The 21,577-nt window shown below is 66.8% G+C and carries 26 protein-coding genes; all 26 read left to right on the forward strand.

Going from position 1 to position 21,577, the window contains the following annotated elements:
* The first annotated feature begins 85 nt into the window (after positions 1–85).
* The 26 genes from B059_RS0100005 (at position 86) to B059_RS0100130 (ending at position 21,504) form a co-directional block, all read left to right on the forward strand.
* Positions 86–1,030 carry an IS481 family transposase gene (locus B059_RS0100005; RefSeq protein ID WP_018076208.1) on the forward strand — a complete coding sequence of 315 codons (945 nt, stop codon included), beginning with the start codon at positions 86–88 and terminating at the stop codon, positions 1,028–1,030.
* A gap of 473 nt (positions 1,031–1,503) precedes the next feature.
* Positions 1,504–2,415: a LysR family transcriptional regulator gene (locus B059_RS0100010; protein ID WP_018076209.1), complete on the forward strand. Its 912-nt coding sequence runs from the start codon at positions 1,504–1,506 to the stop codon at positions 2,413–2,415.
* Positions 2,416–2,945: 530 nt separating this feature from the next.
* Positions 2,946–3,707: a hypothetical protein gene (locus B059_RS0100015; protein WP_026177189.1), complete on the forward strand. Its 762-nt coding sequence runs from the start codon at positions 2,946–2,948 to the stop codon at positions 3,705–3,707.
* 118 nt (positions 3,708–3,825) lie between these two features.
* Entirely contained in the window at positions 3,826–4,044 is a 219-nt protein-coding gene (locus tag B059_RS0100020) for an AlpA family transcriptional regulator (RefSeq protein ID WP_018076211.1), read from the forward strand.
* 40 nt (positions 4,045–4,084) lie between these two features.
* Complete coding sequence (locus tag B059_RS0100025; RefSeq protein ID WP_018076212.1) at positions 4,085–4,951, forward strand: ParA family protein; 867 nt, start codon at positions 4,085–4,087, stop codon at positions 4,949–4,951.
* The gene (locus tag B059_RS0100030) at positions 4,935–5,171 is read left to right on the forward strand and encodes a type II toxin-antitoxin system HicA family toxin (protein ID WP_013982111.1); all 237 of its coding nucleotides are present in this window, start codon (positions 4,935–4,937) and stop codon (positions 5,169–5,171) included. Before B059_RS0100025 ends, B059_RS0100030 begins: the two co-directional genes overlap by 17 nt.
* Positions 5,164–6,822 (forward strand): ParB family protein, encoded by a 1,659-nt coding sequence (locus B059_RS0100035; RefSeq protein ID WP_018076213.1) that lies wholly within the window; start codon positions 5,164–5,166, stop codon positions 6,820–6,822. The genes B059_RS0100030 and B059_RS0100035 overlap by 8 nt, the downstream gene beginning before the upstream one ends.
* A 17-nt stretch (positions 6,823–6,839) precedes the next feature.
* Positions 6,840–7,400 (forward strand): DUF2857 domain-containing protein, encoded by a 561-nt coding sequence (locus B059_RS0100040; protein ID WP_018076214.1) that lies wholly within the window; start codon positions 6,840–6,842, stop codon positions 7,398–7,400.
* Positions 7,401–7,402: 2 nt separating this feature from the next.
* Entirely contained in the window at positions 7,403–8,596 is a 1,194-nt protein-coding gene (locus tag B059_RS0100045) for an STY4528 family pathogenicity island replication protein (protein WP_017244810.1), read from the forward strand.
* 127 nt (positions 8,597–8,723) lie between these two features.
* Entirely contained in the window at positions 8,724–9,023 is a 300-nt protein-coding gene (gene relB / locus B059_RS0100050) for a type II toxin-antitoxin system RelB family antitoxin (RefSeq protein WP_009618210.1), read from the forward strand.
* The gene (locus tag B059_RS0100055) at positions 9,010–9,297 is read left to right on the forward strand and encodes a type II toxin-antitoxin system RelE/ParE family toxin (RefSeq protein ID WP_009618209.1); all 288 of its coding nucleotides are present in this window, start codon (positions 9,010–9,012) and stop codon (positions 9,295–9,297) included. Before relB ends, B059_RS0100055 begins: the two co-directional genes overlap by 14 nt.
* 28 nt (positions 9,298–9,325) lie before the next feature.
* Positions 9,326–9,517 carry a hypothetical protein gene (locus B059_RS0100060; RefSeq protein WP_011805449.1) on the forward strand — a complete coding sequence of 64 codons (192 nt, stop codon included), beginning with the start codon at positions 9,326–9,328 and terminating at the stop codon, positions 9,515–9,517.
* A 123-nt stretch (positions 9,518–9,640) separates the two neighbouring features.
* A complete protein-coding gene (locus B059_RS0100065) occupies positions 9,641–10,420 on the forward strand; it encodes a PFL_4669 family integrating conjugative element protein (protein ID WP_017244811.1) in 780 nt (259 codons plus the stop codon).
* On the forward strand, positions 10,417–10,965 hold the full coding sequence (locus B059_RS0100070; RefSeq protein WP_017244812.1) for a DUF3158 family protein: 549 nt from the start codon (positions 10,417–10,419) through the stop codon (positions 10,963–10,965). The genes B059_RS0100065 and B059_RS0100070 overlap by 4 nt, the downstream gene beginning before the upstream one ends.
* A complete protein-coding gene (locus B059_RS0100075; protein WP_016852001.1) occupies positions 10,962–11,345 on the forward strand; it encodes a single-stranded DNA-binding protein in 384 nt (127 codons plus the stop codon). The genes B059_RS0100070 and B059_RS0100075 overlap by 4 nt, the downstream gene beginning before the upstream one ends.
* 294 nt (positions 11,346–11,639) lie before the next feature.
* Positions 11,640–13,655, forward strand: a complete 2,016-nt coding sequence (locus B059_RS0100080) for a DNA topoisomerase III (protein ID WP_018076215.1) — start codon at positions 11,640–11,642, stop codon at positions 13,653–13,655.
* Between the two features lie 781 nt (positions 13,656–14,436).
* Positions 14,437–14,673 (forward strand): hypothetical protein, encoded by a 237-nt coding sequence (locus B059_RS0100085; protein ID WP_016446173.1) that lies wholly within the window; start codon positions 14,437–14,439, stop codon positions 14,671–14,673.
* 25 nt (positions 14,674–14,698) lie between these two features.
* The gene (locus B059_RS0100090) at positions 14,699–15,091 is read left to right on the forward strand and encodes a hypothetical protein (RefSeq protein WP_003141051.1); all 393 of its coding nucleotides are present in this window, start codon (positions 14,699–14,701) and stop codon (positions 15,089–15,091) included.
* 250 nt (positions 15,092–15,341) lie between these two features.
* Positions 15,342–16,058 carry a DUF5983 family protein gene (locus tag B059_RS0100095; RefSeq protein WP_018076216.1) on the forward strand — a complete coding sequence of 239 codons (717 nt, stop codon included), beginning with the start codon at positions 15,342–15,344 and terminating at the stop codon, positions 16,056–16,058.
* Between the two features lie 290 nt (positions 16,059–16,348).
* On the forward strand, positions 16,349–17,146 hold the full coding sequence (locus B059_RS0100100) for a hypothetical protein (RefSeq protein WP_003141039.1): 798 nt from the start codon (positions 16,349–16,351) through the stop codon (positions 17,144–17,146).
* 65 nt (positions 17,147–17,211) lie between these two features.
* The gene (locus tag B059_RS0100105) at positions 17,212–17,577 is read left to right on the forward strand and encodes a DUF3085 domain-containing protein (RefSeq protein ID WP_010792167.1); all 366 of its coding nucleotides are present in this window, start codon (positions 17,212–17,214) and stop codon (positions 17,575–17,577) included.
* 343 nt (positions 17,578–17,920) lie between these two features.
* On the forward strand, positions 17,921–18,472 hold the full coding sequence (locus tag B059_RS0100110) for an STY4534 family ICE replication protein (RefSeq protein ID WP_018076217.1): 552 nt from the start codon (positions 17,921–17,923) through the stop codon (positions 18,470–18,472).
* A 25-nt stretch (positions 18,473–18,497) separates the two neighbouring features.
* Complete coding sequence (locus tag B059_RS0100115) at positions 18,498–19,139, forward strand: DUF3275 family protein (protein ID WP_462724069.1); 642 nt, start codon at positions 18,498–18,500, stop codon at positions 19,137–19,139.
* A gap of 89 nt (positions 19,140–19,228) precedes the next feature.
* Positions 19,229–19,594, forward strand: coding sequence for a hypothetical protein (locus tag B059_RS0100120; protein ID WP_018076219.1), 366 nt, complete (start codon positions 19,229–19,231; stop codon positions 19,592–19,594).
* Between the two features lie 84 nt (positions 19,595–19,678).
* A complete protein-coding gene (locus B059_RS0100125; RefSeq protein ID WP_018076220.1) occupies positions 19,679–20,329 on the forward strand; it encodes a hypothetical protein in 651 nt (216 codons plus the stop codon).
* A gap of 65 nt (positions 20,330–20,394) precedes the next feature.
* Entirely contained in the window at positions 20,395–21,504 is a 1,110-nt protein-coding gene (locus B059_RS0100130; protein ID WP_018076221.1) for a DUF6094 domain-containing protein, read from the forward strand.
* The last annotated feature ends 73 nt before the right edge of the window (positions 21,505–21,577 follow it).

Here is a 21,577-nt window from a genome sequence, read left to right on the forward strand (position 1 = left end):
TGTGATGTTTCAGTAGGTTGTTCATCCGTATCTGATCTGGGAAGCTGGTGTTGTCGAGACAGCAACCCCCATCTCAGGAGTACGGATGAACAGCCATAAGCATGCGAGATTGACGGCCAAAGGTCGAGCCCTGTTGGTGAAACGGGTGACCGAAGAGGGCTGGACAGTGCGGGAAGCCAGCGAGGCTGCCGGCGTCAGTCAACGCACCGGGTTCAAATGGCTGGCGCGTTTCCGGGAGGAAGGTGAAGCCGGCCTGGCAGACCGCAGTTCACGTCCTCGGCGTTGCCCGCACGCCATTCCTCCGGAACGGAAAGAGTACTGGGAGTCGCTACGACGCCAGCGTTGGCCGCAATGGCGGATTGCTGCCGAGACGGGAAACAGCCTGGCATCGGTCAGTCGCCATCTGCGCCGGATCGGGCTGGCACGCCTGAAATCACTCGACCCCGTCGAGCCGGTCGTGCGCTACGAACGGGCGACGCCTGGCGAATTGCTGCACATCGACACCAAGCGCCTGGGGCGGATCGATGGCATCGGACATCGCATCACCGGCCAGCGCCAGCACCGCAGCCGCGGTATCGGCTGGGACAGCGTGCACCTGGCCATCGACGACCACTCGCGGGTGTCCTTCGCCCGCATCAAAGCCGACGAGACCGCCACGAGCTGTGTGCAGTTTCTGCGTGAGGCCGTGGCCTACTATGCGAGCCTGGGTGTGCGCATCGACCGTGTAATGACCGATAACGGCAGTGGGTACAAGAATGCCTTCCGGGCCGCGTGCGTGGAGCTGGGCATTCGCCATCTGCGCACCAAGCCGTACACACCCAAGACGAACGGCAAGGTCGAGCGCTTCGTACAGACCAGCCTGCGGGAATGGGCGTATGCACGCCCTTACGAGAGTTCAGCCCAGCGGGAAGCCGCCTTGCAGCCCTTCATCCACCGCTACAACTGGCATCGACCACACTCGGCCATCAACCACCAGCCACCCATGACCCGCATACCGGCCATGAACAACCTGCTGAAACTCAACACCTAGTCGGTCACGAAGCGCAGCTCCAACACCCCGGACTTCTGCGTAGCCGCCATCCCCTGGGCGACGCGCTCGTAGATCCACCAGGCGGTCGCCGCGGATGAAGTCCTCGGGCTGCGGTTGCCGCGGCGCGGAGGCCTGCAGCCGCTGCACGAGCTGCTCGTCGCCCATGCGTTCGTCGTTCCAGAACACGCTGCCGTGGGTGGTGACGGACAGGTTCGCCACGTCGGGCTTGATCGGCTTCACTCCATTCAGACACAGATGCTAATGAGAACTATTATTGATTGTCCGTGGTTTCGTGTGATATGGCAACACCGATGGAATAACCCGGCCTTGCCTGGACACTCGCCCCCTCGCCGGCGACTGGAAGGCCGGATGGCGGCAACTGGAAAGCCTCTGTGACCGGCATCGCCACCGGGAAGCACTCATGCCGTTCCCTACGGCCAGAGGAATGGACTCCACTTTCTGGGGGGAATTACATGAACTTACGCCATCTTCGCTGTTTCATCGCCGTGGCCGAGGAGTTGCACTTTGGCCGGGCGGCGCGGCGGCTGCATGTGGAGCAGTCGCCCCTGTCGCGGACGATTCGCCAACTGGAGGCGGACCTGGGCGTGACGCTACTGGAGCGCACGTCGCGCGGCGTGCGCCTGACCCCGGCCGGGCAGGTGTTCTTGGAGGAGGCCCGGCGCGTGCTGCTGGCCTTTGAGCAAGCCCAGACCAAGGCGCGGGCGGTGGCGGCGGGACACCGGGGCACCCTGCGCATCGCCTTGGCCGGCGGCGTCGGGCGGACCCGGCTGTCGGCGCTGCTCGCGCTGTGCCGGGAGGAGGCGCCGGAAGTGGGCATCCGGCTGTTCGAGGCGCCGCTGTCGCAGGTGGTGGGCGGGCTGGGCAACGACCTGTACGACGCGGCCTTTGCGATGGCCGGCGAGATGGAGGCCGGGGTGGTCGCCATGCCGGTGTGGCAAGATCCGCTGGTGGTGGCCATACCCGCGCGGCACCCCTTGCTGGCGCACAAGCGGGTGCCGCTGGAAGAGGTGGTGGGCTACCCGCTGGTGCTGTGCCACCCGCAGGTGTGTGCGGAGTGCAGCCGGCAATGCGAGCGCCTGCTGCGCCTGGTGGAGACACCGTCGGTCGTGGCCGAGTACGTGACGACCCACTCGCTGATGCTGGCCCTGGTGGCGGCCGGCTATGGCGTGGGATTTTCCACCGCGGCGCACGTGGTGGCATGCCGACAGGCGGACGTAATCGTCCGGCCGCTGGATGAAGACTCGGCGGCGCTGACGACCTACCTGCTACATCCCGAGGGCGCGATGTCGGAGCCACTGCGCCACTTCATCGACCGTGCGCAGCGTGTCGGCCATATGCCGTTGGATACGCAACGGCTCGCATGAGGCTGTTTCAGGCGGGTTGGCCGATTCCATTTTGGTCAAACCGGCAGACCTGTTTTGTCAAAGCGGGTTTCCATTGACGCGGTGCACGGGCGCGCTGCACTCAGGCGTTGCTCGCGGTTGCGGTTGGCATCCTGCGTGAAACTCGCATGCCCATCGTGGCGCATCACAGCGAAGACGCGCGGCGCAACAGTGCTTGCCGTATGCGCATCGGCTCTGGCGTGTTGATCTGATCGCGCTTTACTGGGCCTCTTTCCCTGCAAAGACTTTGGCCTGGTTATCCGGGTCAAGCATGGTGCCCGCGAATGACGCTGGTGACAGCGTGTTTCGCGGCTTGCGAATTGTGAGTGATGGCGCCATGCGCAGCAAGGCGCGCATCTCGCAACGAAACCGGCGGCATCACCGATGCCACGGTCTTCGCCGCTTCGCCACCTGCTCGTTTCGCCCGGAGATTCCTGGACAGCCACGCACGCCGCCTGTACGGCGGGTGCGCGTGCTTGGACTCGGTGCGATGACGAATGGAGGCGCGCGATATGCCGAAGTCGAGCAGCCTGGCCGATGGCGCCAAGATCTACTACCGCCCGATCGAGGCGGCAATCCGCTGGAGCGGATTGCTGCGCTTCGAGCGGCGCATCCTGGCGACCTTGGGACAGCGGCCTCTGCCGGAGGCAACGGAGTTTCCGCGCTGGCCGATGCTGCGGTTGAACGCCGAAAGAATCTTCGATGCGATGGCTCACGGCGACATGCCGTATGGCAAGGAGGGCTTGGGGCGGGACACGCAAGGCCTGGCGATGGACGACTCGTCGCTGACGGTGCGGCACGTCGATCTGAAAGCCTGGATGGCGCACTACTACCCCGGCGAGAAACCGGCGTTTCTGTTCGATGAGATCGAGCGTGCGCTTCACCCGGCGATCAGCCTGGACACAGTGGGCGCATTGCTGGTCGAGCGGGAAGCGATCAAGGCGCGGCTGGCGGAACACTTGGGCGTGCACGAGACGCTGCGCGCCGAGCATGAGGCGCTGCTCAGAACGCACGCCGCCTGCGCGGCCGACGCGGAGCGTGCGAACACGCCGGGGCCGCGCAGCGAATCGACCTACCTGAACATCGTTGGCGGGTTACTGACGCTGCTGCTGGGCAAGTCGCCCAGCGGCATGCCGTATTCCAGCTTCCTGACGCAGGAGGCCATCATCAGCGCGATGGTGGCGCACCACGGCAACGCGATGGGCATCACCGAGCGCACCCTGCAGGCCAAGTTCGCACTGGCTCGGCGCAATTTGCAGAGCACAACTTCCTGAGCGATGCCAGACCGTATCTGCGGTCGCGAATACCGCATTTGCGGTGTCTTTCTTCAACGCGGCGTTCTTAATTCGAGTCACGCCAATCAGCGCCACTGAGCGTTAAGGAGTGACCCTCATGTCTTCGCAGACCGCCGCCACGGCAGCACCGACCGAACACCGCATCCTGCGCCGCGCCGAGGTCGAAGCCAAGACCGGCTTCAAGCGCGCGCACATCTACAGCCTGATGAAGGAAGGCAAGTTCCCCAAGGCGCTACGTCTGGGCGTGCGCGCGGTGGGCTGGGACTCGGTGGAGATCGAACAGTGGATCGCCGATCGCCTCAAAGAACGCGCCTGACGCTTCTTCTCGGTTCATGCCATTCGACGAGGAGAAGCTCATGCAGGTGGTGTCCATCATTTCGACCAAGGGCGGCGTGGGCAAGACCACGACTGCGGCCAACCTGGGCGGCTTCATCGCCGATGCCGGGCTGCGCGTGCTGCTGCTGGACCTGGACGTGCAGCCCACGCTGTCGAGCTACTTCACGCTGGACGTGCGCGCGCCCGGCGGCATCTACGAGATGCTGGCCTTCAACGAGCGGCGCATCGAGCAACTGGTGTCGCGCACCGCGATCGCGGGCCTGGACCTGGTGCTCTCGAACGACGACCGCGGCGAACTGAACACGCTGCTGCTGCACGCTCCGGATGGGCGCCTGCGACTGCGCCATTTGCTGCCCGTCTTCCGCACGCACTATGACCTGCTGTTGATCGACACCCAGGGCGCGCGCAGCGTGCTGCTGGAGATGGCTGTGCTGGCGTCCGACCTGGCGCTGTCGCCGGTGACGCCGGAAATCCTCGCGGCGCGCGAGCTGCGGCGCGGCACGCTGCAACTGATCGAGGACATCGCGCCGTATCGGCACCTGGGCATCGAGCCGCCGCCGCTGCGCCTGCTCATCAACCGTGTGCATCCGGTGTCGTCGAACGCGCGGCTGGTCCAGCAGGCGCTGCGACAGGTGTTCCAGGAACAGGCCGGCGTGCAGGTGCTGGGCACCGACGTGCCGGCCATCGAAGCCTATCCGCGCGCTGCGACACGAGGATTGCCAGTGCACCGGGTGGAGTACCGGCAGCCGGCTGGGCGCACGGCGCCCGCGGCGCTGGAGACCATGCGCACGCTGGCCGGCGAGCTGTTCCCCGCGTGGCGGGAGTGCTTCGCGCTGGTCACCGGCCGGGCCGATGCGGGAGGGGCCAGCCATGGCGAGCGCACATGAACTGGCGCGCGGCCGTGAACGGCTGCGCGCGCTGATCGAGTTCGCGCTGGGCGAAGGCTGGCGCGTGGTGCGCACGTCCGGCGGGCACCTGAAATTCACGAAACCAGGCTGCGCGTCGATCTACACCAGTTCGACTGCGAGCGACCACCGTGCCGACCGCAATGCCCGCGCGCAACTTCGCCGGGCCGACCGGCAGGCGCAGGAGAACGGCCGTGGCTGAGCTGACGCCGCAGGACATGGCTGCCAAGCTGCTGGCCACCGGCTTCGAGCGCAGCGGCCCTTCGGCCGCGACCTTGAGCGACCCCATCGCCGACACGCCGATGATGGTGACGCTGAACCAGTTGCGGCCCTACGACCACGACCCGCGCGTGACGCGCAACCCGGCCTATGCGGAGATCAAGGCGTCCATCCGCGAACGTGGGCTGGACGCGCCCCCCGCGATCACGCGCAGGCCGGGCGAGGCGCACTACATCATTCGCAACGGCGGCAACACGCGGCTGGCGATCCTGCGCGAGTTGTGGAGCGAGACCAAGGAGGAACGCTTCTTCCGCATTGCGTGCCTGTTCCGCCCGTGGCCGGCGCGCGGCGAAATCGTGGCGCTGACCGGGCATCTGGCCGAGAACGAGCTGCGCGGCGGGCTGACCTTCATCGAGCGGGCCTTGGGCATCGAGAAGGCGCGCGAGTTCTACGAGCAGGAAAGCGGCCAGGCGCTGTCGCAGAGCGAACTCGCGCGGCGGCTGACTGCCGACGGCTATCCGGTGCCGCAGTCGCACATCAGCCGCATGAACGATGCGGTGCGCTATCTGCTGCCGGCGATCCCGACGCTGCTGTACGGCGGATTGGGCCGGCATCAGGTGGACCGGCTCGCGGTGCTGCGCAAGGCGTGCGAGCGCACCTGGGAGCGGCGTGCGCTGGGCCGCACCGTGGCCGTGGACTTCGCCACCTTGTTTCAGGACGTGCTGACGCAGTTCGACACTCAGCCAGACGACTTCTCGCCGCAGCGGGTGCAGGACGAGCTCGTGGGCCAGATGGCCGAGCTGCTGGTGGCGGACTACGACACGCTGGCGCTGGAGATCAACGACAGCGAAAGCCGCCAGCGTGCGCTGACCAGCGAACCGGCAGCGCCGACGCCCCCGGCAGCACCTGTCTTGCCTGCTACACCGCCCTCGCCGGTCTCCGCGCCTCGGCAGCCACCCGCCTCGTCTGTGCCGCGCGACACCACGCCGGTCGCGCCTCCGGCGCCAGCAGCAACACCGCCTGCACCGCCCGGAGCGCCGGAGGAACAGTACGGGCAACGCGACGAGCGTCTGCAAGGGCACATCGTGACACCGGCACCGACCACCGAGCGCCTGCTGTCCATCCAACGGATGGTCGCGGACCAGCTCGGCGACAAGCTGCCCGACTTCGAGGTCGACGCGCTGCGTGCGATCCCCGTGCAGGCTGGCGGGCTCTATCCCATCTCGGACGTCTGGTATATCGAGCCGGGGCTGGACGCGCCGGATCGCCTGCGCGTGCACATCGCGCAGTTCGCGCGCGAGATTGCCGGGGACGCGGCGGTGGCCGACCACATCGAGGCCATCGACGGCGGCATCGGCTTCGTCTGCGTGGCGCCGGCCGTGGGCCAGGCGAAAGCGCTGCCGGCGTTCGCGCGGGCGGTGCTCACCCTGCTGCATGCGCTGAGTGCGGCGCCGCCTGCCGCGAACGGCTTGGACCGCGCGCGGCTGGCCGACGAGCTGGCGGCGCTGCTGCATGGCCACGGCGGCTCGGCCACACGCCTGAGCGATGCTGCGCTGGTGAAGCTGTTCCGTCTGCTGCGCCTGGCGCGCCGGCTGCTGGACCTGCAAGCCGGCGAAGCGGGCCAGGAATCCTGAGCGCAGGAGGCTCTCGCATGTCGGCACCGCACCCGCTCAACCAGGCCGTGATCGCCCAGGCCCTGCATGACCTGCGCAACGGCCAGTTGCGCCGCTGCAAGGCCATGGGCTTCGGCGAGGAGGAGCTGGATGCGCTGAAGCACCCTGAACTCGTGAGCATGCTGGTGAATGCCACGGTGTCATGGTGTTCGGTGTCGGTGAACCAGGAGGTGTTGAAGCGGCTGCTGAGCCAGGTGCACGACGTGGAGCGGGAGATCGCCACGGTGGACCGCATGCTGCGCCTGGGGGCGAGCACGGAGATGGTCAGCAAGTTCTACGGCCTCACGCATCAGGAAGTGGCGCTGCGCCGCGACATCCTCGGGCTGCCCAAGCGCAAGGGCCGGCATCCGGTACTCGACGAGGCGCAGGACGTGGCCTTGTGGGAGCGCTGGAAGGCCGGCGTCACCGAGCGCCATATCGCCCTGACCGACGACATGGCGATGCTGGCGCTGACCATGGACCTGGCCGAGGCCATGACCCTGCCCATGTCGGTGATCTGGTCGGCGATACGGAACTGGATCGACCAGGGGCTGGTGTAGCCATGACCACGGGCAGCGCACCACGGCGCGATGGCCCGGTTGCGCTGTCGGCGTTGTTCGACGAGGCGCTGCGGCACCTTGAGCCGAAGGAACCGGCGCAGGGCACGGCGCCGAGCCAGGACTGCTTTCTCTACAGCGGCAACCGGCACGAGAGCGTCCCGCGCGCGCTGTTCCTCGACCGGCGCCTGACGCCGCTGGAGCGCAATGCCTGGCAGGTGTTCCGCCTGCAGCTCAACGACGACGGCGTGACCGCCTTTCCTACCTACGACCAGCTCCGCCCCTATCTGGCGTCCATGCCCTGTGCGTCGCAAGCCTCGCACGAGACCGTGGCGCGCGCCTTGACGCTGCTGCGGCTGACACGCTGGCTCAGCCTGGTGCGGCGGCGGCGCGATCCCAGGACCGGCCGTATCCAAGGCAACCTCTACGTGCTGCACGACGAACCGCTGTCGCCCTTCGAGGCGATGCAGCTCGACCCGGACTACCTGGGCTTGGTCAGTCAGGCGCTCACGCACGCGGCGAAGGCGGTGCAGGTCGTGGGCATGAACACGCTGCGGGAGATCGCCGAAGACCCGCTGCTCAGCGGGCGCACGCTGCCGACCCGCCTGCAAGTGCTGGCGCAGCGCATGGCGCGGCATGGCTGGACGACGCCAGGTTATCCACAGGAGGGTGCGGACCACGAATCCGAAGAAGGCCAGGAAGCCCTTCTTCGGAATGCTGCGCGCCCGTCTTCGGAATCCGAAGCAGGGCCGAAACCCGCGCCGGACGGCTCTCTTCGGATTCCGAAGCAGGACCGTACAGTACGTAATGATCGTATAAATGAAGTACGTACAGTACCGCGCGCGAGGGCCTTGCAGAACCTGCGGCTGCCAGACCGCTTCCAGCGTTTGAAGCACGAGCAGCAGTCCGGCGCGCTGGTGGCCTTGCGGCAGGTGGACGAAGCCCTGCGGCAGGCGGTGCTGGACGAATGGGAGGCGCGCTGCTGCAACAGCTCGGTGCGCAACCCGGCTGGCTACCTGTTCGGCATCATCCAGAAGGCGATCCGTGGGGAGTTCAAGGCCTGGGCGGGCGACAGCGCCACGGTGCCGCCTGCTTCCCGTCCACCCGCACCGGCACCGGCGCCATCGGCACCGCCGGTATCCCCCGAAGTGGCGCGCGCCCACCTGGCGCGGTTGCGGGCGGCCCTGCGCGACCCGTGACCGGCCGAGCTATCCCCTGGGGATAGCTGGGACAGGGAGCCTTCCGGCGGGTCAATCCGGCTACACTCTTGCCAAGGTCTCAATTGAGATACAAAATAGGGGCTAATGCATAACAGGAGAAGCAACGATGGCCGCACAGACTTCGATGCTGCACATCCGCGTGGACGATAAGCTCAAGGCCGATGCAGCCGAGAAACTCGCCGGGGTCGGCCTCACCGTTTCGGACGCCGTGCGCATCCTGCTGACCCGTGTGGTCAAGGAAGGCGCACTGCCGGCTGGCCTCACGGCCGACCCGGAGGCCTACGATGCCTGGTTCCGGGCGAAGGTCCAGGAGGCGCTGGCCGACACACGGCCGCCGGTGCCGCACCAGCAGGTCATGGATGAGGCGCAGGCCCTGATCGACAGGAAGCGGCGTGCGCGTACTTGAGTGGCGGGAAGCTGCCCGCGCCGACCTGCTGGCGATTGTTGACTACATCTCGGACGACAACCCCGATGCCGCGCAGCGGTTGAAGGACGACATCGAGGCCAAGGCCGCGAAGCTGCCGGAGCGCCCGAAGCTCTACCGGCCTGGCCGCGTGGCCGGCACGCGGGAGATGGTCGTGCGTGCGAACTACGTGGTGGTCTACATGGAGGACACCCGCGCGGTGTCCATCCTGCGCGTGTTGCACGCCGCGCAGCAGTGGCCGCCGGCACGGGAGTGAAGGAGGTTTTCCTCACTGGAGATTCACCATGAATACCAAGGAGCCTGAAGCAGCCAAACTCAAGGCGCTGCAGGAAGCAGCTTGCATGGGCTGGGCCGACATCGCCGCCGGCCGCCATGCCGATGTTGCCGACGGCCAACTCGAAGGTTTCATTGCACAGTTGGGACAGCAGGCGGCGCTTGCCGTCGCTACCCGCCGCGAGGCTATCCCCAGGGGATAGCTGGGACAGCCAGCCTTCCCGCCACCGACAAACCGGGCGCACGCCGATTGCGGTTTGTTGACTGACGGCCTTCCGGGCGGTGCCGATGCTGGCGACTCGTTCCGTTAATGCGAGTCGTCACCCATGGCCAATGAACCCCTGCAACTGAATCTCGGGTCGCTGCGCAGCGCGATGTCGCTGACGCTGCACACGCACCACGCTTCGCGCATCTGGCACGGCCGTGCGCCGACCGAGGGGCGCGCCGGCATCATCGGACTCAACGGCTTCATCAGTGCGATGAACAAGATGAAGCGCGGCGCCGAGCAGGACGATCCGTACTCGGACTGGTGGATGTTGCGGATCGAGGACAAACTCGCCGACACCAAGACCCGTCTGCAGACCCTGCGCGAACAGGTGGATCAGGCCCTGGCCGACGTGCCCCCGGCGCTGTCGCTGGGCGAGAACATGAACGTGCAGCCGGTGAAGCTGCCGCTGTTCGTGAACGCCCAGCTCGGCTTCATGGCGGTGTACCTGCTGGCCGACTACGACGACTTGGCGCGCAAACTCATCCTGGCGCACCACACGGCGCTGATCGACCGCAGCACCTTGGAGCGCTGGCTCAATGATGGCGCGCACGCGCTGCGCAGCCTGTTCTCGCTGGCCCAGCAGTACCGCTACTCGGGCACGACGCGCGACGACTTCGCGGCGAAGAACGCCGCGGCGCGAGCGGCGTTGGAGAAGTTCGGCGAGCTGCCGCAGGACGTGCTGGAAGGCACGCGCCGCTCGCGCTTCGCGCCACCCATCGCGCGGCGGACGACCAAGCCCGGCACGCCGCATGCTGCGCCCGCCATCGAGCCCGATGCGCCGGCTCACACGGATGGCGCAGCCAATCCAGCGACGGGCAATGAGGGTGCTGACGCATGACGGCATCGCCCCCCATCAGCCACTCCACGCGCTTCGTGGCGCTGGAACAGGCGGACTTCCAGCGGCTGGAACACGCAGGCTACCTAAAAGGCCTTTTACAGCCTTTTAAGGGTAAGGGGAGTCTGGAGACCTGGGCCAGCCAGTGCGCAGCGCTGCGCGACGACGTGATTGGCCTGGCGCAGCGGCGCGTGCTGCCCCAGGCGCGCGCCTACCCCTTCAGCCTGCTCGACGTGCAACTGGCCCAGCAGGCCACTGGCGCAGGGACGACCTTCCTGCGCTGGCGCAACCTCGACCGTTCCTCCATGGGCGTGGCGTTGTGGGAGGCCCTGCTGGCCAACCCCGCGACGCCGGCCTCGCTGATCGACGAGCTGTACGCGATGGAACTGCAGCGCATCGTGCTGAACATGCAGATCAGCCTGACCCACAGCATCGCTCGCCAAGCCCTGGAATGCGCCAGCAAGGCCGCCCAGGCCGAAGCGGCTTACCTGCGGCGCGTCCACGGGCATACCGCGTCCGTTCCACCCACCACCAAGGAGTCACCATGAGCACGCACTTCGTCGGCGAGGGCAACATCGGTTCTGCGCCGGACTACCGCGAATTCCCGAACGGCAACGACGAGCCGCGCCGGCTGCTTCGCCTGAACGTCTACTTCGACAACCCGATCCCGAAGAAGGACGGCGAGTACGAAGATCGCGGCGGCTTCTGGGCGCCCGTGGAGCTGTGGCACCGCGACGCCGAGCACTGGAAGACGCTGTACCAGAAAAGTATGCGGGTGCTGGTCGAGGGCCGCACCGTGCGCGACGAATGGGAGGACGCCGACGAGAACGAGCGCGTGACGTTCAAGGTCGAGGCGCGGCGCGTGGGCATCCTGCCGTACCGCATCGAGTCGGTGGCGCTCAGCGCCAAGCCGGCCGGCGGACAGTAGTTCGCCCATCGCCGGTCCCCCGAGGGCGGCTGTAGCAACCGTCATACGCCCGCGATGCACCAGCGAGCTATCCCCAGGGGATAGCTCCAAGGTCGTCCACAGAGTTCCAGCCGCCCTCCCGAAACGACGCTCTTGCTGTGCCAGCTCCTACGATCTATGCACACCGCTGCGGCAACGAACCGCCTGCCGATCACAAAGCGGTGTCTGCATCAATCGACTTCCTTGCTGCCGGCATCTCCTGGCCCCGCCAAGCTGACGCCCATCCGATGAACCGCACATTTCCAAGGAGGCTTCATGCGCCTTTTCCTGTGCGAGAAGCCGTCCCAGGGCAAGGACATCGCCCGTGTGCTGGGTGCCGGTCAACGCGGCAACGGCTGCTACAGCGGCGCGGGTGTCGTCGTGACCTGGTGCATCGGTCATCTGGTAGAGGCGGTTCCGCCCGAAGGCTACGGCGAGCAATACAAGCGCTGGGCCATCGAGCAACTGCCCATTCTTCCTGAGCGTTGGCGTGTCGAGCCCAAGGCGGCGACCGCAGCGCAATTCAAGGTCGTGCAGCAGCTCGTCGCCAAGGCGGGCGAGCTGGTGATAGCGACCGACGCCGACCGCGAGGGCGAGATGATCGCCCGCGAGATCATCGACCTGTGCGGCTACCGCGGGCCGATTCAGCGCCTGTGGCTGTCGGCGCTCAACGATGCGTCGATCCGCAAAGCGCTGGGTGCGCTCAAGCCGTCCGCCGAGACGCTGCCGCTGTATTTCTCCGCACTCGCCCGATCGCGCGCCGACTGGCTGATCGGCATGAACCTGAGCCGGCTGTTTACGCTTCTAGGTCGGCAGGCCGGCTACACCGGCGTGCTGTCGGTGGGGCGCGTGCAGACGCCGACGCTGAAGTTGGTGGTGGATCGTGATCGCGAGATCGCGCGATTCGTCTCCATGCCGTATTGGGCCGTGGATGTGCTGCTATCCCATGCCGGCCGGTCCTTCACCGCGAGCTGGATACCGCCCGAAGGCAGCACGGATGCAGCGGGTCGCTGCCTTCAGCAGCCGGTGGCGCAGCAGGCTGCGGATCGCATTCGCGCGGCACGCGATGCGCAGGTCGTGTCGGTGGACACCGAGCGCGTGCGCGAGGCACCGCCGCTGCCATTCGATCTGGGCACCTTGCAGGAAGTGTGTTCGCGTCAGCTCGGCCTCGATGTGCAGGAGACGCTGGACATCGCGCAGGCGCTGTACGAGACGCACAAGGCGACGACCTATCCGCGCAGCGACTCGGGATATCTGCCCGAAAGCATGCTCGCGGAAGTGCCGGCGGTGCTCGATGCACTGCTCGCCACCGATCCCAGCCTGCGGCCCTTGATCGGCCAGCTCGACCGCAACCAGCGTTCGCGCGCCTGGAACGACGGCAAGGTGTCGGCTCACCACGGCATCATCCCGACGCTGGAGCCCGCCAACCTGTCGGCCATGAACGAGAAGGAACTGGCCGTCTACCGGCTGATCCGCGCTCATTACCTCGCGCAGTTCCTCCCGCACCATGAGTTCGACCGGACGGTAGCGCAGTTCTCGTGCGGCAGTCAGTCGCTGGCGGCCGTGGGCAAGCAGATCGCCGTCACCGGCTGGCGCGAGGTGCTGGCGACGCCGGGGCCGGACGATGCCGACGGCGAGGATGCGCAGCGCAGCCAGGTGCTGCCGGCGCTGCATGCGGGCCTGTCCTGCCCGGTCGGCAAGGTGGATCTCAAGGCGCTGAAGACGCTGCCGCCCAAGCCCTACACGCAGGGCGAGCTGATCAAGGCCATGAAGACTGTCGCCAAGTTCGTGACCGACCCGCGGCTGAAACAGAAGCTGCGAGATACCACAGGCATCGGCACCGAGGCGACACGCGCCAACATCATCAACGGTCTGATCGGTCGCGGCTACCTGGTCAAGAAAGGCCGCGCCGTCCGCGCTTCCGACGCGGCATTCACGCTCATCGACGCGGTGCCCTCGGCCATCGCCGACCCCGGCACCACGGCGGTGTGGGAGCAGGCGCTGGACATGATCGAGGCCGGCCAGATGGCGCTGGACACCTTCATCGAGAAGCAGTCCGTGTGGGTCGGCCAGCTCGTGCAGCAGTACCGCGGCGCAACGCTCTCGCTCAAGCTGCCGCCGGCGCCGGCCTGCCCGCAGTGCGGCGCACCGATGCAGCAGCGCACGGGCAAGAGCGGCGCGTTCTGGTCCTGTTCGCGCTACCCGGACTGCAAGGGCACGTTGCCGATCGAGTCCCCGACGGGCCGGCGCAGCGCACCGCGCAAGCGGCGCGCTGCCTCCAAGGCGTCCTGATCCTCGCTTCCCCCTGCCGCGCCGGCCACTTCACTGGCGGCGAGGCAAACGTCCCGCACCGCGCGGGACTCCAAAGCGCGCGTCTCCTTCTGCAACGGTGTGCGCGCCCCGTCTGCCCGCCGTCGGGCGACGGGGCGAGAAGGTCATTGCTCCACGAATCGCGCCCGCCGCCATTCCCTTGATCGGTGTGCCTTGCCTCGGTCACGAGGGGCTTCCTGACGCCTTGCCGCCGCGCGAGCCGTGAGGAGGCCCCTTGGGCCGAGGGTATTCCGTGCCGGTGCCCGCCGGCGAAACATCGGGCTCCCTTTGTGTGTGGATGCACGCCAGAGGTTTCCGGCCCCAGCCACGAAACGGGCCGGGTGCGATTGCTGACGCAGCGAACGGCTTTGACGACGGCCTGCGCTGACGCAGCCCACAGGTGGTTTTCCATTCTCTTCAGCCGAAGGCCCGTGTGGCCTTCGGCGCCCTGGTCTTTGCCTTGTCCCGTGACGCGGGCCATTGCCCTAAAGCGGGCCGTCCGCGATTCGGTTTTCCCTGCGACGGCAGCCATGCTTCGCGCCCATCCTCACGCCATGCGTTGCTGACAGTCGTCAGCGGCATGCCCTGGCAGTCTCGGTCTTCAAGACTGCAACGCGGTTCGCCGCGTCGACCGATCCAGTCCGCTTCGCATCGCCCACCGCGGACGCTCGCCGGCCTGGCGACGATGCACTTTTCTCAACCACCCGAGGGGAACCCCATCCCCTGCGGGATGCGTGCTCCCCGACCCACCAAGGAGCACGGCATGTCTGAACCTTCCGCATCTTCCTCTGCAACCGCAGTGCGCAGTGGTGCGCTGGCGCTGACCTGGACCGGCAAGCGTTTGCCGCTACAGGTGCTGCGCAGCGCGGCCGGCCACTACATCGGCACACAAGACGACGAAGGACCGGTATCGCGGGAGTCCGTCGAGTATTTCCCGACCCACCTCGCAGCACAGCGCGCCCTGGATACCCATGCCTGGACACAGCGCGCTCACCCCTGATTCCCACCCTTCAAGGAGTTCTCTCATGAATCTGTCTTTACCCGAAGACGTGCTCGATCAGATGGCGCTGGAACAGGCGCACTTCGACGCTGCACCGCAGGCCTTCTTCGAGGCCTGGAAGCGCGGCGCGCAGATCGCCGGCCACGAGTGGTTCGGCGACGGCACACGCGAAGGTCTGCAGCGTGCCACCACCAAGTGGGACCTGCGGCCCAACATGCTGATGCTCAACGACGCCCTGGGCGTGCTGAGCAGCGGTCAACGCATGTTCCTGTCCGCGATGGTGAGCTTCTACAACTCCCGCGAGGGCGGCGCGATGCTCAAGCGTTGCGGCTTCGAGGGGCTGTCCGACTTCGGCGGCCTCGATCTGGAACGGCGCCAGGTCATCGCTGACCTCACGCTGCACTACAACGGCTGGTGAGCCGCGCCTGGCAACCCACCGTCTTTTCATCCCACCCCACGAGGGACATGCGTCCTCGTTCGGGGCCATGTCCCTCCTTCTTTTCGCAGGAGCGGCCATGTCCCGAATCACCATCTTCCACTGACCTGCACCGCCCGCCACCAGGGCGGCCCGACGCCGCGGCCGGCTGACCGGTTGCCACTTCATCCACTCGCTGGGGTTCAATCCCCGGCAGGGGATTGCCTCGGCCATCCTCTGCTGGAGGAATCCCATGTCCCATTCCAACAATCCCTTCGCCCGCGGCTACGATGGCCTGTCCGTGCAGCGGCTGCTGGCGATTTCCTACGACGACGACTGCCCGCTGAGCTACCTGCCGCTGCACGTCTCGCAGTCGCACCTGCCGGACAGCCAGGTCGAGCGCCATGCCTGCGTCTTCTACGACGACTTCGCGCTGATCACCGAGGGCCAGAACGTGCCGCCCGAGCTGGACGCGCAGTGCCCCAGCCACGGTATCGCCCGAAACCTCGTCTACGCCGTCATGGCAGAAGAAGCCGGCCAGCCGCTGCACGTCGGCGATACCTACTCCGAGGAAGCCGCGCGCGAGGTGGTACGCCGCCTGCGCTTCGAGACCGGGTTCTACAGCCGTGCCTGGGAAATCAGTTCGGCGCACATCACCGAGGAGGCCGGTCGCTTCCTCGCCGAACTGGCGGACATCGCCACGCCGAGCGGTTTTCTGTTCGTGGCCTTCCGCATTCCCTACAGCCCGGCGGTCGGCGTGAAGCTGATCGCCACGCCCTGGACGGATGCGAACCTGCAGCATGTCGAGGGCATCACCGCCGAAGAGCTGCGGCAGGAGCACCGGGCCAAGGGCGTGCCGGAGTCCCTCGTGGAAGTGTTGCACCTGGCTGCGCTCGCCGACGTTCGCATGTTGGTGTTCGATGCCGACGCGCCAGTGCTGGACGGGCTGACGCTCTACGACGACGAGTAACCCGCAACCCATTCGAGCCCCCACGTCGGGGCTCTTCTTTTTCGCGGAACGCGGTGCCGGCGCATTGCCGATTCCCAACGGACGGTCGCCGCCATGTGCCGCACGCTGGCCGCATGTTCGCTGGCGTTGCCGGCAGCATGCCCAGGCAGTCGAGACCTTCAAGACTGCGGCGCGGTTCGCCGTGCTGGTTGCTTCGTTCTCCGGGCGCACCCGCGTCCATCCACCTCACCCTCAAGGGACAGACCTCCCTTGCGGGCGGGAGTCCCTTGGTTGCCACAAGGAGTCTCCCCATGGATACCCAAGCCATCCGCGCACAGATGCCGACGCTCGTTGTCGGTCATGTGCCTTCCAACGTCCGTTCGTTCAAATTCAACATCTTCGACGGCCAGCCCAAGGTTTCGACGCTGGGCTTTCACATCGACCCGAAGCCTTTCGAGGGCAAGGTCATCGCCACCACCGACGAGGCCATCGTCGTCAAGACGGGACGAGCCGAGTTCGCGGTGCTCGATCGCACGCTCGTGACCGAAGTGCCCGACGAGGGCGCCAAGGTGCAGGTCGAACCCTATGTCAGACGCCGCTTCGACGGTCAGCGGGCGGACACGCCCGAGGAGCAGACCGAGTTCACCGCCGACGGCCAGCCCTACACGGTGAAGCGGTTCGTGCTCGGGTCCGCACCGGCGAAGCTGCCGATCCCCGAGCCGCGCTGCCCCGAGCTGCAGGAACTGGTCGACCAACTGGAGCAGTTGCCCGCTCCCGACGGTTTCCGGCGCGTCACCCACATGCTGGTGGATGCCGGCGCGCGGGACATCACCTGGGTCGATCCGCTGCCCGCCGACATCATCCGCACGCCGCCGGCCATCGGCTTCACCGTCGCCACGACGAAGTTCCAGGGTCGCGTCACCGTGCTGTATGAGCGTGGCCTCGACCTCTACGCGGTGGAGCTGCACCGCGACGGCGAGCTGGTCGAACGGGTCGATGAGGTGTTCTTCGACACCCTCGGCGAGACGCTGGAACGGCTGATCGACGACGGGAGTTGGCGGCGCATCCGCGTGCAGTGCCTGTCGTGTCGTAAGGCTATCCGGCACTGATCTCACAGCAGCTTCCCGCCCTCGCGGCGGGAAGCCTCTTTTCCTGCCCCCTGGAGATCACACCCATGACTGTTCGATTCAAAGGCACGGAGCTGCGGCCCGTGCTCGCCGAAGCGGTGGCGAATCAATGCCGCGTCATCCTGGTCAAGGATCAGGGCGTGTACTTCCTGGCCGAGTGCGGCGAGCGCCGACCCGATGGTCGCCAGAAGACCATCGCCTATGCCGCTGGCTGCAACCCGGATGTCGATGCCTTCGATGACTGGTGGGAGCTGGCGCGCGCCGAGTTCGGTGGCGACGACTTCGGCGAGTTCTTCGATCCGCAGGAGGGCGTGTTTGCGCGCATCCTGCGCAGCGAGGACGACCTCGACGTGTCCGCCTCCGCGACACACCTATCGCTGCAGGCGGTTCCTCCCACGCCCAGCGGTAACTGACCGCCCATCCCTGGCCCCCGCTCCGGGGGCCTCTTTCTTCCCGGCAATGCGGACAGCCGCGAGTGCCGATTGCCGCTCGCCTGCGCGCCGTCCCGGCGCGACGCTTCCGGCCATGTTCCGCTGACGTCCGTCAGCGACATGCCCAGGCAGCCACGATCTTCAAGGCTGCGACGCGGTTCCGACCGTGTAGATCACCCCAGTTCGCACCGGCATCCATGCGCGAACGGCCATCGGTTCTCGATGGCGATGCCACCAAGCTGTTCCTTCAACCCACGCGGGGGTTCCACACCTTCCCCGCCTGGGTCGGGTGTGTCTCCGCCTCATTGTTCTCAGGAGATTCACCATGACCACTTCCACCGACAAGTCCTACTTCGATCTGCACATCACCGGCCTCGGGTATCTCAATCGCATCCGCGAAGTGAAGCCCAAGAAAGGCGATGCGTTCCTGGCCTGCGACATCGCGGCCCTGAACGGTCCCAGCGATGACGTCTCGTACGTGCGTTTCGACACGCGCGTATCGGGATCGGAAGCGCAGCACCTGGTGCGCCGCTGCATTCAGGCGGTCGACGCCGAGAAGAAGGTGATGATCGGCTTCCGCCTGGGCGACCTGTGGACCGACACCTTCACCTACTCCAAGGGCAAGCGTGCCGGCGAGCAGGGGGTGAGCCTCAAGGCCCGCCTGCTGTTCGTCAGTTGGATCAAGGTCGACGGCAAGCTCGTCTACAAGGCCGAACCCAAGCCGACCGAGACCGACGAGCGGGACCCGGAAGTCCCTGTGACGTCCGACGCGCCCGCCGCGCAGCAAGCCTCGGCACCGGAGCCTTCCAAGCCCCTCGCCGATGCTGCCGACGACGCTGCCGATGCCCCCGCATTGGCCGTTGCCGAGTCGTTCTGATCCGCAAGGCCCCATCCCCGGGGCCTTGTCTTCTCTTCGTCAGCAGGAGACCTTCATGATCACCATCCCCGGCCAACTGGCCATCAAGACCATCCACGGCAGGAACGGCGACTTCAACGTCGGCCGCCTGGCGACCTCGATCGGCGAGTTCGTCGTGAAGAACGCCGAGCTCGATCAGTACCGCGAGGGCAAGTACGACGGTGATTTCGTCATCGTCGAGATTCGCCCCTCCACGTACAACGCCAACGGCCGCATGGTCATCGAGATCCGCGCCCATCTGGGCGGGATGACGCTGTCCAACATCGACGCCCTAAGCCGCGACGAAGCCCGCCGGCTGAGTCCGCAGGAAGTCGATCCGATCGACGAGGAAGCGCAGGCGCCCGTGCCGGCAACGCCCCCGGCCAAGCCGAAGGCGAAGCCGCGCAGTCCGCGCGATCCCCTGGTCGATACCACGCCGTTCGGCAGCGAACCGGCTCCCGTGTCCGCTGCGGCCTCGGCCGAGGCAGACGACGCGGCGCTGTTCGGTGCCTTGTGGCCCCTGGGCGAGACCGTGAAGCTCGATGCGACCGTGGATCGTCGTGTGCTGCGTCAGCAGCGCGACCGTCTCGACAAGCTGGGCTACGAGTTCGCTCCGTTGTCCCAGGACTGGCACCTCAAGACTGCCTGATCCATCCGCCGCCTTGCGCGGCATTCCGCCACCCGCCGGGGTTCTCCCCCGACGGGGAGGGCTCCGGCCATTTCTTCAAGGAGACCTTCATGGGCTGGACCTTCGTTCGTCAGACGCGCGATCAGTTGATCCGCGAGCTGATCGCTCCGCAGGCGTCCGAACGCGCTTGCTGCGAAGTCATCGACCACACGCTGGACGGCGACGTTCTGTGGACCGTGGTTCGCGTCACCGCCAGGCAGGCGGGCGTCATGGGCCTCGCGGCCGGTGAGTCCGTCTGCTACATCGGCTGCCATCTGCTGGAAAGCTCGGGCGGCGATTGGGGCTACAAGTCCCTCGATGAGTCCGTGCATCCGTACTACTACTCGTGCCCGCTGCGCTATCTCGACATGGCGCCGGTGCAAAGCCCCGAGTGGCGCGAGCGGGTTCACCGCTTCCACGCGGGGCGCGCTGTCTAGCGGCACGCATCTTCCTTCACCCAACCGGGGCGAGCACGGCCCCGCGGGCTGTGGTTGCTCCTTCATTTCCAAGAGGACATCACCATGCCTGCACCTTCTTCCGCGAAACCGCTGTACCGCATCGACGAATGCCCCGACCTCATGGCCGACGGTTGCGTCGGTGACGAGCAGGGCAATCTCGTCTTTCTGTCGATCTGGGCGCGCGACACCGCCGTTCAGGAGTTCCTCGCCCGCCTGACCCTCAGCCGGGATGAACAGGGACTGGATCAGTTCCACGTCATCACCGAGCAGGGCGCATCCATCCCGGTCTTCGTCGGCAACGTCGAGAACCTGGAAAAGCGCATCACCCGCGCCTATCGGCGAACGCTGTTCGGTTCGCTGACGAATGTGTGGCTGTTCGATCGTCGCTGCGTGAAGCCAGACAAGGCCAACGCCAGCGCGCTGGCGCTTCTGCCCAGGGATTCCGCTCACCGGCTCGACCGGCTGTGGACGCTGGTGCAGGACACCTGCCCGCTGCCACTGCTCGACCACTGGCGCGACACCGTGCTGGAGCTGTTGCAGACACGGCGGATGCTGACCGGTCTCCCCTTGGCCCTCGGGCCGCTGGAAGGGCATCGGCTGGCCCTCGATGTCCCGGCGCTGACGAAGGCGTTGGGCGAGCTGATCCGCAACGGCACCCTCGGCGCCACGCAGTACGAACTGGCCGCGAACGCACCGCTTCGGCGTGTGGCGTGAGCCATCCCAACGGGCATGCGCGCCGCGCGTGCCCGCCTTCCCTCATCCATCATCAGGAGTAATCCATGGCACTCATGTTTCCGCGCCTGGCGCGCAATTTCATCCGTAACGGCTACTTCCCCACCGACGAGCCGACGCTGGAGCGGGCCTTGTCCGCACTGGCGCCGTCTCCCGGCTCCATGTCCATCCTCGATCCCTGCGCCGGCGAAGGCGTGGCGATTGCCGAAGCGGCCCACGCCCTCGGGCGCGAGCAGGTCCAGGCCTTCGCCGTCGAGTACGACGCCGAGCGGGCCCGCCACGCACGGCAACTGGTCGATCGCTGCATCCACGGCGACTTGATGGACATGCTGATCTCGCGCCAGTCCTTCGGGCTGTTGTGGCTGAACCCGCCGTATGGCGACCTGAGCAAGGACGTGAACGGCAACATCGGCTATCAGGGCCAAGGCCGTGCGCGGCTGGAAAAGCTGTTCTATCAGCGCGCGCTGCCGCTGCTGCAGTACGGCGGCGTGCTGATCTTCGTCGTGCCGTCCTACGTGCTCGACGCCGAGCTGGTCGGATGGCTGACGCGCCACTTTGCCGACCTGCGCATCTACCGTGCGGTCGAAACGCAGTTCAAGCAGGTGGTGATCTTCGGTCGCAGGATTCGTCAACGCGACCAGGCATCGGATTCGGTCAAGGCCACCCGCGGTCTGCTGCTGCAGATCGGACAGGGCGACGCCGAAGCCGAGGAGCTGCCGCTCGAATGGCCGTTCCTGCCGTACACCGTCCCTGCCAGCCCGGCCGAGCCGGAGCACTTCTATCGCGTGACGATGGAGCCCGAGCAGTTCGCCGATGAAGTCGGCCGGCTGCAAGGACTCTGGCCGGCGCTCGATACCCACCTGGGCGCCGCGCAGCAATCGCTGCGTCCGCCCGCGCGGGCCTTGTCGCACTGGCATCTCGCCCTGGCCTTGGCCGCAGGCGCGATCTCCGGCGTGGTGACGTCCAAGAGCGGGCGCGTGCTCGTCGTCAAAGGTGATACCCACAAGGAGAAGATGCTCCAGACGGAGTACACCGAGCGCGACGACGGCTCCGTGGCCGAGACGCGAATCCTCACCGACAAGTTCGTGCCGGTCATTCGTGCATGGGACTTGACGCTGGGCTCGCCCACGTGGGGCGAAGTGCTGACTATCCGCTGATCGCTGTTCCCTGACGGTTCACCGTCGCTTTCATCCACCCACCGGGGTCACGTTGCCCCGATGGGGTGCCGTG

Origin of the sequence: Thiobacillus denitrificans DSM 12475, assembly GCF_000376425.1 — a bacterium.
Lineage (GTDB): Bacteria > Pseudomonadota > Gammaproteobacteria > Burkholderiales > Thiobacillaceae > Thiobacillus > Thiobacillus denitrificans.